The organism is Flavobacterium piscis (genome assembly GCF_001686925.1).
GTDB lineage: Bacteria > Bacteroidota > Bacteroidia > Flavobacteriales > Flavobacteriaceae > Flavobacterium > Flavobacterium piscis.
The window spans coordinates 52,232-67,129 of the sequence record NZ_LVEN01000044.1 but is presented as its reverse complement, the minus strand read 5'-3'; the positions used below and the strand labels follow the sequence as shown (position 1 = coordinate 67,129).

General features: G+C 34.7%; 12 protein-coding genes. 5 read left to right on the top strand and 7 right to left on the bottom strand.

Going from position 1 to position 14,898, the window contains the following annotated elements; all coding sequences use genetic code 11:
* The first annotated feature begins 48 nt into the window (after window positions 1–48).
* On the top strand, window positions 49–2,298 hold the full coding sequence (locus FLP_RS20015) for a cation:proton antiporter domain-containing protein (RefSeq protein ID WP_065451487.1): 2,250 nt from the start codon (window positions 49–51) through the stop codon (window positions 2,296–2,298).
* A 94-nt stretch (window positions 2,299–2,392) separates the two neighbouring features.
* On the opposite strand, the gene FLP_RS20010 is transcribed toward FLP_RS20015, so the two are convergent.
* Window positions 2,393–3,031 (bottom strand): peroxiredoxin, encoded by a 639-nt coding sequence (locus FLP_RS20010; protein ID WP_065451270.1) that lies wholly within the window; start codon window positions 3,029–3,031, stop codon window positions 2,393–2,395.
* A gap of 111 nt (window positions 3,032–3,142) precedes the next feature.
* Window positions 3,143–4,054, bottom strand: coding sequence for an AEC family transporter (locus FLP_RS20005; protein ID WP_065451269.1), 912 nt, complete (start codon window positions 4,052–4,054; stop codon window positions 3,143–3,145).
* Between the two features lie 116 nt (window positions 4,055–4,170).
* Between FLP_RS20005 and FLP_RS20000 the strand changes: the two genes are divergently transcribed.
* The 3 genes from FLP_RS20000 (at window position 4,171) to meaB (ending at window position 6,525) form a co-directional block, all read left to right on the top strand.
* A complete protein-coding gene (locus FLP_RS20000) occupies window positions 4,171–4,578 on the top strand; it encodes an Rrf2 family transcriptional regulator (RefSeq protein ID WP_065451268.1) in 408 nt (135 codons plus the stop codon).
* A gap of 57 nt (window positions 4,579–4,635) precedes the next feature.
* Window positions 4,636–5,277, top strand: a complete 642-nt coding sequence (locus tag FLP_RS19995) for an NAD(P)-dependent oxidoreductase (RefSeq protein ID WP_065451267.1) — start codon at window positions 4,636–4,638, stop codon at window positions 5,275–5,277.
* 150 nt (window positions 5,278–5,427) lie between these two features.
* Window positions 5,428–6,525, top strand: coding sequence for a methylmalonyl Co-A mutase-associated GTPase MeaB (gene meaB, locus FLP_RS19990; protein WP_065451266.1), 1,098 nt, complete (start codon window positions 5,428–5,430; stop codon window positions 6,523–6,525).
* A gap of 61 nt (window positions 6,526–6,586) precedes the next feature.
* On the opposite strand, the gene FLP_RS19985 is transcribed toward meaB, so the two are convergent.
* Together FLP_RS19985 and FLP_RS19980 are read right to left on the bottom strand one after the other, a co-directional pair.
* Entirely contained in the window at window positions 6,587–8,521 is a 1,935-nt protein-coding gene (locus FLP_RS19985) for an LTA synthase family protein (protein WP_065451265.1), read from the bottom strand.
* A 139-nt stretch (window positions 8,522–8,660) separates the two neighbouring features.
* Window positions 8,661–8,888: a hypothetical protein gene (locus FLP_RS19980; RefSeq protein WP_041517047.1), complete on the bottom strand. Its 228-nt coding sequence runs from the start codon at window positions 8,886–8,888 to the stop codon at window positions 8,661–8,663.
* A gap of 459 nt (window positions 8,889–9,347) precedes the next feature.
* Here FLP_RS19980 and FLP_RS19970 point away from each other — a divergent pair, with 459 nt between their 5' ends.
* Window positions 9,348–9,863 carry a hypothetical protein gene (locus tag FLP_RS19970; RefSeq protein ID WP_065451263.1) on the top strand — a complete coding sequence of 172 codons (516 nt, stop codon included), beginning with the start codon at window positions 9,348–9,350 and terminating at the stop codon, window positions 9,861–9,863.
* 387 nt (window positions 9,864–10,250) lie between these two features.
* Here FLP_RS19970 and FLP_RS19965 read toward each other — a convergent pair whose 3' ends face one another.
* From FLP_RS19965 to FLP_RS19955, 3 genes are all read right to left on the bottom strand, one after another.
* Window positions 10,251–12,032, bottom strand: coding sequence for a cytochrome-c peroxidase (locus tag FLP_RS19965; protein ID WP_065451262.1), 1,782 nt, complete (start codon window positions 12,030–12,032; stop codon window positions 10,251–10,253).
* Between the two features lie 95 nt (window positions 12,033–12,127).
* Window positions 12,128–13,585: a PhoX family protein gene (locus FLP_RS19960; protein ID WP_065451261.1), complete on the bottom strand. Its 1,458-nt coding sequence runs from the start codon at window positions 13,583–13,585 to the stop codon at window positions 12,128–12,130.
* Between the two features lie 193 nt (window positions 13,586–13,778).
* Entirely contained in the window at window positions 13,779–14,660 is an 882-nt protein-coding gene (locus tag FLP_RS19955; RefSeq protein ID WP_065451260.1) for a PPK2 family polyphosphate kinase, read from the bottom strand.
* Between the last annotated feature and the right edge of the window lie 238 nt (window positions 14,661–14,898).

The window sequence follows — 14,898 nt, the reverse complement described above, 5'->3', positions numbered from 1 at the left end:
TTTGAAATGAAAAGCTGGATTAACCTCCTTAATATAAAATACCACTTTATGATTGCCTTAAGCGCCGCTGCAGAGACTACACACCACCTACAACCACTTATTAGCGACTTGGGATTAATCCTGATGACCGCCGGAATTGCCGTTTTGATTTTTAAAAAAATGAAACAGCCTCTGGTTTTAGGATATTTAATTGCCGGATTTCTAGCGGGAAACCATTTTGATTTTTTTCCGTCTATAACGGACATGAAAAGTGTAGAGGTTTGGGCCGAAATTGGGGTGATCTTTTTATTGTTTAGTCTGGGGCTCGAATTTAGTTTTAAAAAATTAATGAAAGTTGGAGGAACTTCCTCGATAACCGCCATTACCCAAATTTTATTCATGACGCTCATTGGTTATTGTGTGGGGCAATGGATGGGCTGGGGCAAGATGGATAGTATTTTTCTTGGTGCCACACTTTCGATTTCGTCAACCACCATTATTATTCGGGCATTTGATGAATTGGGTGTTAAAGGAAAAAAGTTCGCCGGGATTGTTTTTGGCGCCTTAATTGTCGAAGATATTGTTGCAATTTTAATGTTGGTTTTATTATCGACAATTGCCGTTAGTGATCAGGTTTCAGGAGGAGAATTATTACAATCTGTTTTAAAATTAATATTCTTTCTAATCATATGGTTTTTGGGTGGAATTTTTATTATCCCAACAATCCTTAAAAAAGCAAAACATCTTTTGACAGACGAAATGCTGCTGATTATTTCCCTGGCACTTTGTTTAATGATGGTGATGTTTGCTGCCAATGTAGGCTTCTCTCCTGCTCTTGGGGCCTTTATCATGGGTTCTATTATTGCAGAAACTACTCAGGCAGAAAAAATCGAGCATTTGATTCAGCCTGTAAAAGATTTATTTGGTGCCGTTTTCTTTGTATCAGTCGGGATGTTAATCAATCCGGAAACATTGGTTACTTATATGTTGCCGGTTGCGCTGATAACACTGCTGACTATTTTTGGGAAAGCATTTAGTTCTTCTATTGGTGCTTTGTTATCTGGTCAGCCGCTTAAACAATCTGTGCAAACGGGTATGAGTTTGGCGCAAATTGGTGAATTCTCTTTTATTATTGCGACTCTTGGTATGACGCTTAAAGTAACGAGTGATTTTTTATACCCAATAATTGTGGCCGTGTCTGCCATTACCACTTTTACAACTCCGTTTTTAATTAAATATTCTGATCCTTTTTCAGGATATCTGGAACAGAAACTTCCTAAAAAATGGATTAAAAATATCAACCGATATAGTGTCAATGCACAAGCTATAAAGTCTGTTAGTACCTGGCAAATTGTACTTCGTGCTTCGATCACACAAATCATTTTACACACTATAATTATTACGGCGATTATATTATTATCGGCTAAATTTGTGGCGCCTTTAGTAGCTGATACCCGTTTTGGAAATACGTTGGCCGCTTTGATTACCCTTGTCATAATTGCTCCTTTTTTATGGGCGCTTTCGTTACGCAGAGTAAAAGTTACTGAAGTCGAAGAATTATGGGAAGAACGAAAATATCGCGGTGCGCTTTTGATGCTAATTTTAATTAGAATGAGCCTTGGGTTATTTTTCGTTGGATTTTTATTGAATATTTTCTTCTCGCCTTTGGTTGCTTTTGTTGCCCTGATCATTGCCATTGGAGCCTATCAACTGTTTCCTAAAAAATTAAACGAGCAGTATCATAAAATTGAAACTCATTTTTTAAAGAATCTAAACGATCGCGAAAACAAAAAAATCGACAGAAGATACGCCAATTTAATGCCTTGGGATGGTCACATGTCTATTTTTGATATTGGTAAAGAATCAAATCTTGCGGGTAAAACTCTGGAAGAATTACGCATTCGTGAAAACATGGGAATCAATATTGCATTTATTCGTCGTGGTGAAATTACAATTCCTATTCCCACTAAAAATGAACGCTTGTTTCCGGGCGACGAGATTTGTGTTATTGGTACAGATGAACAAATTTCAGAATTCACCAAATATTTACAAAATGAGGTTGAGGCTGCTAACAACTCGCAGGAATCTGATATTGTGCTGCGCCAGTTAGAAATTTCGAATGACGATTTTATACAAAAAAGAATTGGCCAGTTTAGAGAAAAAACCGGTGGTCTTGTTGTGGGAATTGAAAGAAATGGTAATCGAATTTTAAACCCGGAATCACATTTGACTTTAGAAAAAAATGATATTATCTGGGTCGTTGGAGACAAAAAACGAATGAACGAACTCATGAAGAAAAGCGTTCCCGTTGAGTTATAGATAAAGATGCTAAGGGGCTAAGATTCTAAGATACTGAGTTTTTTCTCAACAATCTTAGAATCTTAGCCCCTTAGTATCTTAGCAACTTAGAACCTTATTTATTAGGTTGCGGTGTCATTCGCAAATAAGGTTTGATAGGTGTATGACCTTTTGGGAATTTCGCCGGAATATCACTATCAGGAACGGCTGGTGTAATTACAACATCCTCTCCGTCTTTCCAATTCGCCGGAGTTGCTACACTATAATTTGCAGTTAATTGTAAACTATCTATAACACGTAACAATTCTTCAAAATTTCTTCCTGTTGAAGCCGGATATGTTAGCGTTAACTTTATCTTTTTATCCGGTCCAATAACAAAAACCGAGCGTACCGTAAATTTCTCGCTTGCATTTGGATGCAGCATATCATATAAAGTTGCTATCTTTTTATCTTCGTCAGCAATGATCGGAAAATTAACGGTTGTATTTTGGGTTTCGTTAATGTCTTTTATCCACAATTTGTGAGACTCTAAACCATCAACGCTCAGCGCTATAACTTTTGTATTTCTCTTTTTAAATTCAGGAACATAATTGGCAACTGTTCCTAATTCAGTTGTACACACAGGGGTAAAATCTGCAGGATGCGAAAATAAAACACCCCAGGAATCGCCTAACCATTCATGAAAATTAATTGGGCCTTCGGTTGTTTCTGCATGAAAATCTGGAGCAATATCTCCTAATCTTAATGTTGACATAATTATATTTTTTTAGTTCATCTAAAATTAGTCAAAAAAGACATAAGGAAAACACGAATTTTTTAAAAAAAAGTTAAAATTCTATTTTTCCTATCTAGTTAATATTTATAACTAAATAAAACTTACCACAAAGTACCAAATAGCAAGGGTTACAAAAGAAATTGGGATTCCAAAACCAATCATCATACTGCTTAACTTGGGCTTCAAACCATAGGTCGAAGCTAAAATTGCACCTGTAATCATGGGTGCCATAGCCATTTCCATAATCGTTATTTTTATGGCTTCAGAATGTTGGTTGAAAACAAAAACATACAAGACCAATATAACAGAAGGCGTTACAATAAGCCTAAAGAAAAGTCCGAGCCTAAGAAATCGCCAATGCTGGCTTTTTCGATCAAAAGTAAGTTGCAATCCTACCGAAAGTAAAGCAAGAGGAGTTACTAAACTTCCTATTTTTAATAAAGCAGTCTGAAGATTTAAATCTAAATCATATTGAAAGACATTCATTAAACAAGCCACCACAAAAGTAATAAAGGGCGGAAAAAAAATTATTTTTTTGAAAATACTAAAAGCATCCGGACTTCCTTTTGAATAAAAAGCAGCTACAAAAACACCCAAAGTTGAAACCACAACAAAAGTTCCGGGCTGATCGACAAGGATGGCCGTTTCTAATCCTTTCTTTCCATATAAAGCTTCGATAATGGGATATCCCAAAAAGGATGAATTACTTAATCCTGCTGTCAGAACCAAACAGCCAATGAGTTTATTAGACCAGCCTAACCTTTTTCCTAAAAAATGAAAAAATACAAAAGCCAGTATAAAACTAATCCATCCTGAGGCTATTGGAAATAATAATTCGTTACTCCACTTTATTTTAGGAATGTGATATAAGGTTATTGCCGGTAAACAGATATAGATTACAATTTTATTTAAAACCTTATAAATATGGGTTGGAAATTGCTTTATATGCTGCAAGACCAAGCCTAAAGCCAGAAAGAAAAAGATAAGAATAAAATTGTTCATGGTGCTAAAAGCATCAAAAATAAGGATTTATAAATTGTCATTAAAAATTAATTTTTCGTTAAAATCTTTTTTATTTAGTAAAACATAACTAAATTTGTAATATATTTTATTACAGTATGATTTCAGGTAAATTTGCCATAACGATTCACATTCTTACTTTGCTCACCAAATACCCAAATGATTTTTTATCATCTGAGTATATTGCAGGAAGCATTAATTTGAATCCTGTTTTGGTTCGAAAAGAAATTGCCAATTTAAAATCTCATCATATTGTGGAAAGTAAAGAAGGAAAAAATGGCGGTACAAAACTGTCTGTAGATCCTTCGAAAATCACATTAAAAGAAATTTTCGAAATGACTTTTGAAACCATTAATTTAGGTTATGCAAAAAATCAGCCTAATCCTGATTGTCCGGTAGGAAAAAAGATCAATCAAAATTTAAGTGCATTATATACTGATATGAATCAAAAAGTGAGTTTGCAATTGGAAGGCATCTCTCTGGAAGATTTTTCTAATCAATTCTAAAAGTATTTTTTTATACAAAACTGTAACAATTTTTATTACTAATAAAATTTATATATTATGAAAATCGCAATTATTGGAGCTACAGGATTTGTAGGCTCAGCCATTTTAAAAGAATTAGCCAGCAGAAATCAAGAAATTACTGCGATAGCAAGAACTCCAAAAGATACAGCAAATGTAAACTGGAAAAGTGCTGACATTTTTAATGTTGATGCATTGGCAGCAATTTTGAAAGGACACGATGAAGTTATCAACGCTTATAATCCGGGATGGACAAATCCTAATATTTACGATGATTTTATTGCCGGATCTAAAGCGATTCAGGAAGCGGTAAAAAAATCTGGTGTGAAACGTTTTATCACGATTGGCGGTGCCGGAAGTTTATTTGTCGCGCCAGGTTTACAAGCGGTTGACACTCCTGATTTCCCTAAAGAATACCACGCCGGAGCAACTGCTGCAAGAGATTATCTGAATATCCTTAAAGAAGAAAAAGAACTGGATTGGGCATTTTTTAGTCCTGCTTTCGAAATGCATCAGGGAATTACAACCGGAAGAACCGGAAAATATCGTTTAGGTCTGGACAATCCTGTTTTTAACGACGAACAAAGAAGTATTCTTTCTGTAGAAGATTTAGCGGTTGTTATTGCAGATGAAGCTGAAAATGCAAAACACCATCAGGTTCGTTTTACTGCGGCTTACTAATTTTATTTAAGCCACGAATTTTACGAATTAGCACGAATACTTTTTTTTATTCTAATTCGATAGGGATAATAAATTCGTGAAATTCGTGGCAAACTAACTTTTTGAAACTGTTTTTGTTTTCTGTACTTTTACAGTACCAAAAACAATATTTTGTCAAGTTCCAAAAAACAATCCAGCAGCTTACACGAAAAAGCCGGAATTTCACCTCCTGAAATCACCAATGTTGCTGCTATACATCAAATTAAAAAAAACAGAAGACAACAACCCTCTTCTACTGAACTGATTGATGGAATTTTAAATAAAAATATTACCTCACTTAGCAGGGCCATAACTTTGGTCGAAAGCACAAATCCAGAACATGCTATTAAAGCTAACGAAGTTATTAATGGCTGTTTACCTCATGCCAATAAATCGATCCGAATAGGCATTACTGGAGTTCCCGGAGTAGGAAAAAGTACTTTTATTGAAGCTTTTGGAAGTTATCTGACTCGATTAGGCAAAAAAGTGGCTGTTTTGGCAGTTGATCCCAGCAGTTCGCTTTCGCACGGAAGTATTTTGGGCGACAAAACCCGCATGGAAGAATTGGTAAAGGACGAAAATGCTTTTATAAGACCAAGTGCTTCAGGAGATACTTTGGGCGGAGTTGCACGCAAAACCCGCGAATCGATTATTTTATGCGAAGCTGCAGGCTTTGACACTATAATTATTGAAACGGTTGGCGTTGGACAAAGCGAAACCGCTGTTCACAGTATGGTCGATTTCTTTCTATTATTAAAAATTTCCGGTGCCGGCGATGAACTTCAGGGCATTAAACGCGGTATTATGGAAATGGCCGATGCCATCGTCATCAACAAAGCTGATGGTGATAATGTAAAAAAAGCAAATCAGGCAAAGCTGGAATTCAACAGGGCTTTGCATTTATTTCCTCCAAAAAAATCAAACTGGCAGCCAAAAGTTACGACTTGCAGCTCCATTACAAAAGAAGGTATTTCGGAAATCTGGGATACAATTTCGAGTTATTTTGAGCAAACTAATCAATCCGGTTTCTTCCAGGAAAAAAGAAAAGAACAAAATCATTTCTGGATGATGGAAACCATAAACGAACAACTTAAACTGAACTTTTATAATCAGCCTGAAATTATTTCGCGATTGGAACAAAACAAAAAAGCAGTGCAAAACGATGAAATATCACCTTTTGCAGCTGCTCAGAGTTTACTTAAATTATATTTTAACAAAGGTTCAAAGTAGCAAAGGTTCAAAGCGACAAAGATTTTACACTCTGTTTCTTTGAACCTTTGTTCCTTTGGACCTATTTTTTCCTTAATTTATATTTATTCTCTTTATATAAATTTCCTGCTGTAATTACATGCGCCAAAGCATCTTTTGCTAATTCTTCATTTAATTTTACTGGAACTAAAGTTGTATCATTTTTGATTTCAAATTGCAAAGGTTTTAAATTAGGCTGCATGATGACAACCTGATTTTCTACACGGAATGCATTGATATCGTTAAACTGCATAATAGATCTTCCTTGTGTTTTTGGATCTAGTTTATTTAGATTTCTTCCTACCATTGGTGTTTCAAACGAAAGTCCTAAATAACTCAATAATGTTGGCGGAATATCAATCTGACTTGCCAATTTACTATATGAAGTTCCTTTTGGAACTCCTGGTCCTACAATCAAAGCCGGAATGTGAAACTTATTAATTGGTACTAGATTTTTTCCGTATGTTCTGGTATTATGATCTGCAATTACGATAAAAATAGTGTTTTTGAAATAAGGTTCTTTTTTCGCCATTTCGAAGAATTTCCCAATAGAAAAATCGGCATATTTCATGGCATTGTTTACCGTTGCAGGTTTTGCATCATAAGGTTTGATTCTTCCCGCGGGATATTCAAAAGGTTCATGATTTGAAGTCGAGAACATTAAAGAAAAGAACGGTTTATCTCCTTTTGCTTTAAAATAATTGTTGGCTTTGGTAACTAAATCTTCATCAGAATAACCCCAGGTTCCTTTGAAAGCATATTTGTTTCCATCAGAATCAAAATCTTCCTGATCTACAATATCCTGAAAACCATTTCCGTTGAAAAACGAAGCCATGTTATCAAAGTTCGCCATTCCGCCATAAATAAAACTGGTGTCGTATCCTTTTTGTTTTAAAGCTTCAGCCAAAGTAAAAAATCCTTGCTGAGAGTTTCCTAATTTCACTACGCTTTCTGATGGTGATGGCAAAAATCCGGTTACAACTGCTTCAATGCCACGAACGCTTCTTGTTCCTGTGCAATATAAATTGGTGAACAATAATCCTTCTTTCGATAATTTATCAAATTCTGGTGTTAATGGTTTTCCTCCTAAAATTCCAACATATTCAGCACCTAAACTTTCTTGTAGAAAAATAACCAGGTTATAAGGTTGCTTTAAAACTGTATCGGGTTGTTGTACATGTAGAAACGGAATTTCGGCATCTGTAAAATCATTTGGTCCGGCAATCATGTATTTTTTTACACGAGCAATTGCTTCGGCTTCATCCATTTTACCGTACATCTTGGTGTTTCCTTCATTTTTAATCGAATACGCCGCAAAAGCAACGGTATAAAATGAATTTAATCCCAGAGTATTTGTCAATTGATCTGTAGAGAAAACAGCGTTACTGGCATTGATAGGGCGTTTTGAAGTAAGACTTGAACGTGCTCCAAAAAACAATAAAAAAGCTACTAACGGAAAAAGCATTAGTTTGAATTTGTATTCTGTACTTGTAGTATGGAAATATTTTTTTCCTTTTTTGAAAGCAAAATAAATAACAACTCCTAAAATTATAAAAGTCAAGATAATAGAAGTTAGGTAACTTTTAAGAAGCATTCCAACAACTTCTTTAGGATAGATAAGATAATCTAAGAAGATCTTGTTTGGTCGCGTATCGTATTGTTTTACGAAATCCGGTGAAGCCAATTCTACAAAAAGAATCAGAAACAGGAATAGAAAGCTATAAATTACCAAAAAATTATTGGTGAATTTTAATGCTTTATTCGGTAGAAAAGTAATTAAAACGGCCGGCAAAAATGATAAATAACACAATAATATCAAATCCATTCGAAGTCCGATTGGGAAGATGTACCAGAAATCCGGTGTTTGCACTACTCTCTCTTTAAATATAAAAAATAAAAAGATTCGGCTTAAAGTAGTAATTAGCAATCCGATTGCTATGAAATTAAAAATGGGTTTTAAAAAACTTAATTTTTTCATTTTATCATTAAAGTTAATTTTTGGTGGAAACAGAGATTTAAATAAAAGTATTTTTAATCACTTTATTTTTTTAATCTCGCAAAGTCACAGAGTCGCAAAGTTTTATTAAATAATTTAAAAAAGATCGCGTGATACATCTCTACTCTTCGTAACGTTTTATTTCCCTGTCGTAAAACTCATTCGCCAAAACAATTAACCCTTCCATTTCAGCATTCAATTCTGCCTCGTCAAGATCTTCTGCCTCTTCCATAAATTCAACCTCATCGTCTTTTAGGTTGATGATGAATCGTGGGTAGTCAAGGTGAATGATGAAAATATCATCTGCAAAATCAGTATTGTCTCCGAGTAAAAATTTAGGTAATTCCATTTTTATATATTTATTATTTTGTTCTTTTAGCCAATGATTAGAAAGATTCTTTAAAAAAATCTGTAAAATCAATAGCTCTGTTTTTCGGTTCAAATTTAACTATTTGAAAGTGAATTTTGGATTAATTTTTTTGTTAGGTTATGAAGGCGCATATAAAGGACGTTGCAGCAGAAGTTGGTCCTCCCAAAATCCTATTCAAACTCCCTTGTTCCCTTAATTCTGTATATACTTTTTTAGTCGGCAAAGATACTCAGAAAGGGATTCTTAAAATCGAAATATATTTAAATTCCAATACTTCAAATTTTAAATTCCAAAATGAAACTTCAAAATAAATTAAATTCCCCACAGGTCTGAAAAAGGGCAATTTTAAAATTATGTAACAATTTTGAAAAATTATATAACAAAGCCCGAAGACGTTGAAAGTATTTTTACATCATTAATAATTCAAAAATATTAGCCATGAAAAAATTACAAATGTTATGCTTATGTGCCTTCGCTTTTTTATACGCCAACAAAACTTTCGCTCAGGACAGTGAAATCCAGAATTATGATCAGGGTTTTAGATTAGGCTTTGGTGTAAATGGAGGAATACCAACTGATAATGATTACAGATGGTCACTTGGTGGAGATGTTCGTTTACAATATGATTTGACAAAGAAAGCATCTTTGACTTTAACTACAGGTTTTACAAACTTGTTTATGAAAGATCAAAATGGAGTTGAAGTAAAAGATCTTGGATTTATCCCGGCAAAAGCAGGTTTTAAAGCCTTTGTATGGGAAGATCAATTTTATGTTATGGGTGAAGTTGGTGCAGGATTTGCCGTTACAAACGGTTATAATGACACTACTTTTTTATGGGCGCCAGGGATTGGATATGCCAACAAATACATTGACATTAGTGTCCGTTATGAGGACTATGATAAATTTAATACCAATCAGGTGGCTTTACGTTTAGCCTATGGTTTTAAATTATAAAATTTAGGTTTATTTTATTTTTTTGTTTTTGGTATAAACCCGGGAGATCGCATAGTCTCCCGGGTTTTGTATTTTTATAGCTTAAGCATTAAACCTGCGATGTGCATTTTACCGCAAAGACCGCAAAGGTTTCGCAAAGTTCGCAAAGTTTTTACCTGTTGAAAAGAATGCAAAGTTCGCAAAGCTGAAATGACAAAGCTTTGCTAACTTTCTGTTTTTCAAAACCTTACAAATAAAATCTTTGCGTTCTTTGCGGTAAAATTCACCTCTTTTTTCTATTCTCTTTTTTCTATTCTCTTTTTTCTATTCTCTTTATTCTATTCTCTTTATTCTATTCTCTTTATTCTATTCTCTTTATTCTATTCTCTTTATTCTATTCTCTTTGTTCTATTCTCTTTTCTCCAAATACTTCTTATCCGTCAAAGTTTTCATAAAAGCAATCAGCTGTTTTTTTTCCTTATCGGATAAGTTTAATTTGTCTTCAGGTAAAGTTTGGTTCGGAACGTCGAATCCTAAACCTATTCCTCCTCCATCATTATAAAAATCAATTACTTCTTCAAGTGTTTTATAAACGCCATTGTGCATGTAGGGCCCGGTAAGTTCGATGTTTCTTATTGTTGGTGTTTTAAACGAATTTTTATGAATGGCTGCCTGCGTGATGACAAACTTTCCTAAATCTCCGTCGAGTTTTTTATTTTTATTGGGAGTTCCCAGAATTTCACTTTCGGATCTGTCAAAGTTTGGCGGAACAGTTCCGTTTGTTAGCGGAACAAAATGGCAAGTGGCGCATTTGGCTTTTCCGGCAAACAAATTAAATCCTGCTTTTTCATCTTCAGTAAACGCTGTTTTATTTTGCATGTATGCATCAAACTTAGCATCGTAATGACTTAACGAACGAATATAAGACGCTAAAGCATTTTTGATTGCAAATTCATTAATTTCTCCTTTTGGAAAAGCCTTTTTAAAATCCTTCACATAATCACCATTCTTCTGAATCGCCAAAGCCGATTGTTCTAAAGAGCCGTGCATTTCATTTTCATTTTTAATAACTGCAATGGCCTGATCTTCGAGATAACTTACCCTCGAATCTGCAAAAAATACACGCTGAAAAGCAATGTTGGTTAGTGTTGGCGTATTACGCTGAATCATCGATTTTCCGTCTAATGCAACTGCTGTTTCTAAACCATCCGTAAAAGCTTTATCGGCATGATGACATGAAGCGCACGAACGTGTATTGTTTCCGGATAAAACAGGATCATTGAATAACTTTTTACCTAAAGCAATTTTTTCCGGTGTTGTTTGATAATCCGGAAAACCCGAAAATGCTTCGGCATCAAAAGCATCTTTATCGAATAAAGTTTGCGCGGTAACTTTCAGGCCTCTTTGTTCTTTCATTAACGGAATTCCTAATTCGGCTTGTGTTTTATAAATTCCTTTGCTTAACGGATTTAAAATTTCTTTGATAAAATATGCACGATCAAAAGCATTAAAATTGGTATTTGCTTTTAAATATTTCTTTCCTTTTTCTAAAATCTCAATTACCTGATTTCCATTCGAAACTGATTCGTTCTCCAGATAAATTTTATAATATTTTTCGATAGTTGCTAAAGCTACAGAAGCTTCAGGAAGTGAATTCAATATTACTGGAGAATCAAAACCTGTAATTCCCAAAGTAATTATTCGGTATACTTCAAGTCGCATAGCATCAAAAACATGCGCATCCGTTAGTTCATTAGACTTTGATACTTTTTCTAACCGAATTAGATTTGAAGATAAAACTCCCAATTCCTGAAGTAGTTCCTTTTTACTTTCTTTATTGTACTTCGGAAAAACCAATTCCTCGATAACCTGAAAACCTTCGGGCGGAACCGTTACTTTATCATTTTCTTCAAACTCAGGTATTGCAGGTCCGTTGATGGATTTTGAAACTGCCGGCGAATAATATTCGCTGATCATTTCGACCTTTTTATAGCTTTCATGTGCTTCCAGAAATTGTCGCTGAATTTGCGCTGCAGTAGAATCCGCTTGTACGGAGTACTTCAATTTGGCTACTTTTTCAACCAATAAAGTAATATCAGCCTGAAACAGTTCATTTACTTCCTGATGTTTGCTTTTTTTCTCACAAGCAACAAACACAACCAGAAAGAACAAACAATATATTTTTTTCATGATGTAATAAAAATTAAAAGAGGAATATTCAGAAAAACAGAAACCACTACCTCAAATAGAGATAGTGGACAACTGTTTTATAATAATTTAGAAATTTATCTCGCCAAACCTTTGATCACTACAATTTGACTTGCCTGATTTTCTTTAGGACGATTTGTTCCTCCGTCAGGACTCAAATATTTTTCTCCTGTCCAGGTATGTGGCTGAACGCTTAACATAAAAGTATCATCAATACCCACCTGATCTGATACGTCGATCAAAGCACCATATTCCCAATCTCCAAATTTAGAAGTTCCGCCTACGTTATATTTCGCAGCATCTGTAGCAGTACGACGGTGATCTAATTCAACTACAACTTTCAAAGCTTTAGTTGCAATGTTGTATTGGTAGATATAAGCATCGTGAGTTTCGTCTCCGTATCCGTTAGCATCTTCCTGAACGTATACATAGTTTTTAGTTACACAAATGTTATCCGGATTTTGGAATTTCCCCGCGATACCTGAACGGTTATCTCCGTCAAGAATAACCTCAAGAGTTCCTTTTAACGGGTCAGCAGCATCAAGATTTAATTTGTAAACTCTACCGTATTTTGTTCTTGAACCATCTGCATTTGTTCCTGTAGTATTTTGTCCTGTTACGTTAAAATACAATTCACGATCTGCAGCATCACCACCTTTACGGTAATCTAAATCTTCTACACGACCAAATTTAATCGCTTTTAGAGTATTTACTGATGCATTGATTTGCGCACCGGTAAGCGTAGTATGGTTGTCAATTTTCACAAAAGAAACCGGATATGTTTTACTAACTTCAATATCCTTTTCTCTTTGGTTGTCATCATTTCTTTTTAGCATATACAAAGAACCATTGGTTAAATCACCTACAGCATTTGATACATACATAAAAACCTGACCTCCGTAAGTTCCAGAATCGTCATCGCCAATTACAACTACTGTTTTCCCTTTGTAAGCAGATGTGCGCAATGGCAAAGCATTTTCAGCGCTTAAACGGCCAAATCCAGCCAATTCTTTAGATACAGATGCAGAACCTACACTTCCGTAAGGATCTAGTGCGTGCGTGCGGGATTCTTCACCAGATTCTCCACAAGTTAAATAAAGAGGTCCAAAACCATGTTCTTCTTTTGTCGCCATAGTTGCACCACACAATCTCCAGGTTCCTCCGCTAGAGTTTAGCAAATATTCCCCTTTTGTAGGTTTAAATGTTTTGTCAAGCGTAATTCTCGAAACAGCAAAATTATCTTCGTTGTTTACTAAAAAAGTAAAAGTTCCGTCAGTGTTTTTCAATAAACCTGAACCATCTGCAGAACCTCCAAAAACAAATTTCGGACTTTCCGGAAATACATCATCTGAACTAAAAAGAGAGTAAATTTTTAAACTCTCAAAACCTGCCTGTGCCTTTAATAAACTTGGCGTTACAGATTGATCCTTTAATACAACACTCGTTGGTGTTTCTATTTCGTCTTTAGAATCGTTATTGTTACAAGATGTAATCAACGAACCTAAAATAACCAGGGGTAGAATAATTCTTTTCATTTAGCTAAAAATTGGTTTTATTTTTTTTACAAAGTAAATCTGTACTCTTTAACTTAAAATGACTTTCATATTATCAAAAAAATAAGACTGAGATCAAAATCTCAGAAATACTACAAAAAAATTAACATTAAATTAGTAATTCAAAACACACGTAAACTTCTAGTAACATTGAGGCAAAAAAAAGAGTCTTACTTTAAGACTCTTTTTTTAGTTCTTCCTTGTACATTTCAAAATTGGCTTTTATGGTATCATCCAGTTCCGGTTCTTTAATGTCAGTGTATTGTTTCATTTCTTCCCAGATAATTTTGGCCACAATATAACGGGCCATCTCCTTATCATCAGCAGGAACTATATACCACGGCGCGTGTTCTGTCGAAGTTTTATTGATCGCCTCTTCATAATATTCCTGATATTCGTCCCAATGTTCACGTTCTTTCAAATCACCCGGCGAAAATTTCCAGTTGTGTTTTCCTTCTTCAAGTCGGCGTAATAAGCGTTGGCGCTGTTCTTCCTTGCTTAAATGAAGATAAAACTTCATCACAATCGTTCCGTTCTCTGCAATGTGACTTTCAAAATTATTGATTTGTTCAATTCTTCTTTTCCAAAATTTGGGTTTAATATCATCAACCGAATTAATTCCCGGTAAATTCTCTGCCAAAAGAAACTCAGGATGTACGCGCGTTACCAAAACATTCTCGTAATGTGTACGGTTAAAAATTGCAAACTTCCCTTTTTCCGGCAGAGCAATATAATGACGCCACAAATAATCATGTTCCAGTTCAGCCGAATTAGGCGTTTTAAAACTGTGCACCACTACTCCACGCGGATTAAATTCTTTAAAAACCTCCCTAATCAAACTGTCTTTCCCCGAAGTATCCATTCCCTGAAGGCAAATTAAAACCGCATATTTGTTATGCGCATACATGACATCCTGCAAATCGCTCAGTTTTGCCTGTACTTTATCCAGTTTTTCCTCCTTTTCGTCATCATCCGCTTTTACCTTTAATAAGGTCGGAATTTTTGACAATTTTATTTTATCTGTAACTTTAAAATCCTTCGGGTCTATCGATTTCATATATGTTGATTTTATTTATTAGAGGTCATATATGTTATCGCCTTTTCATATCTCTATAGAGATTTATAAGTGGCGATTTCATATATTCTACATTTTTATAATTATAAATATACTAATTTTACGAATCCAGATAGCTATCAGGACTGCTCATTGTAATACTTTCTCGATAAATTGTTTTTTTACAATTTCTTCTCAAAGTATTTATCCCGAAGCTTCGGGACTATCAGGGCTCAATTGT